2 protein-coding genes are annotated in these 1,274 nt (G+C 73.1%); both read right to left on the bottom strand.

Translation table 11 applies throughout. The features are described from left to right. Nucleotides 1-728 (bottom strand): ABC transporter ATP-binding protein (locus I53_RS26000; protein WP_043356310.1); only part of this gene is annotated, 728 nt, incomplete at its 3' end. 13 nt (nt 729-741) lie between these two features. Further along, nucleotides 742-1,274, bottom strand: a 533-nt coding sequence (locus tag I53_RS34650; protein ID WP_043356308.1) for an IucA/IucC family C-terminal-domain containing protein, incomplete at its 5' end; no start/stop codon positions are given.

The following is a 1,274-nucleotide window of genomic DNA, read 5'->3' as shown; positions in this document are numbered from 1 at the left end:
GATCGACGGCCCGCCGCCATCAGCCGGTAGGCCTCGAGCTTGGTGTCGCGGTAGCGGGCATTGTCGCGGGCGAACAGGGCGCGCTCGTGGGGCTCGTTGGCGAAGGCCTGCACGACCCGCATCCCGCCGACATTCTCCTCGATCCGCGCATTGAAGGCCCCGACCCGGCCGTACTGGGCCTGCCAGTTGCGGGTCATGCGGCCGCCGTAGCGGATCGACACGAAGGCGATCAGCGGCAGGATCGCCGCCGTGATCAGCGCCAGCGGCGCGTGCACCGTGAGCATCAGCGCGAAGGCGCCCAGCAGCGTCATCACGGCGATGAACAGGTCCTCGGGCCCGTGATGGGCGACCTCGCCGATCTCCTCCAGGTCCTTGGTCACCCGGGCGACGAGATGGCCGGTCTTCTGGCCGTCGTAGAAGCGGAAGGAGAGCTTCTGCAGGTGGTCGAAGGCCCGTTCCCGCAGGGTGGTCTCGATGTTGATGCCGAGCACGTGGCCCCAGTAGGTGACCACCACCATCAGGCCGGCATTGGCCACGTAGACCAGCGCCAGCGCCGCGGCGGCGAGCAGGATCAGGCCCCAATCCTGCCGGGGCAGCAGGCTGTCGATGAAGCCCTTCACGGCGATGGGGAAGCCGAGTTCGAGCAGGCCGGACAGCACCGCGCAGCCGAAATCGACCAGGAACAGCGTCCGGTACGGCCGGTAATAGGCGAGGAAGGCCTTCAACATCGCGCGGCTCGGATCAGCGTGGGGCGGCGCACGCGACGGGGCAGAGCGCGCCGCAGGACGGCACCCCCGGCAGGCGCTGGCGCAGGCAGCAGACGCGCCGCCGCCGGCACCCCGACGTCCCCGGACAGAGCGCCTGCGCCAGGGGGCTCCTAGCGCAGCCCGGGCCCGGACGCCATCCGAGGCAGGCCGCGACGTCGTCACAGGCGGCGGCGCAAGCGGGGGGCGCCCCGGCCCCCGCCCCGTCCCCGCCCCCGTCCCCGAGCGGGGTCCCGAGTTCCCGGGCGACGTAGTCGAGGATCACCGCCGCGTTGCCCCAGAGGATCCGGGGGGCGATGCCACATCGGGCGTGGCACAGCTCCACGAACGGGCGCAGATGCGCCTCCACCAGCCCGGTGAGGCCGGGCGCCGGGCAGGCCGCGCAGCCGGACCCGTCCGCGGGCAGGCGGAAGCGGCACGGCCGCCCCGCCGCGTCGAGTTCGAGGCGCATCGCATCGAAGGCGAGCGGCAACGGCCGGCCGAGGCGGACCAGGGCCGTCAGCGCCGGCG

This window comes from Methylobacterium sp. B1 (assembly GCF_000333255.1).
Classification (GTDB): Bacteria; Pseudomonadota; Alphaproteobacteria; order Rhizobiales; family Beijerinckiaceae; genus Methylobacterium; species Methylobacterium fujisawaense.
This window is presented reverse-complemented; position numbering and strand designations above follow the sequence as displayed.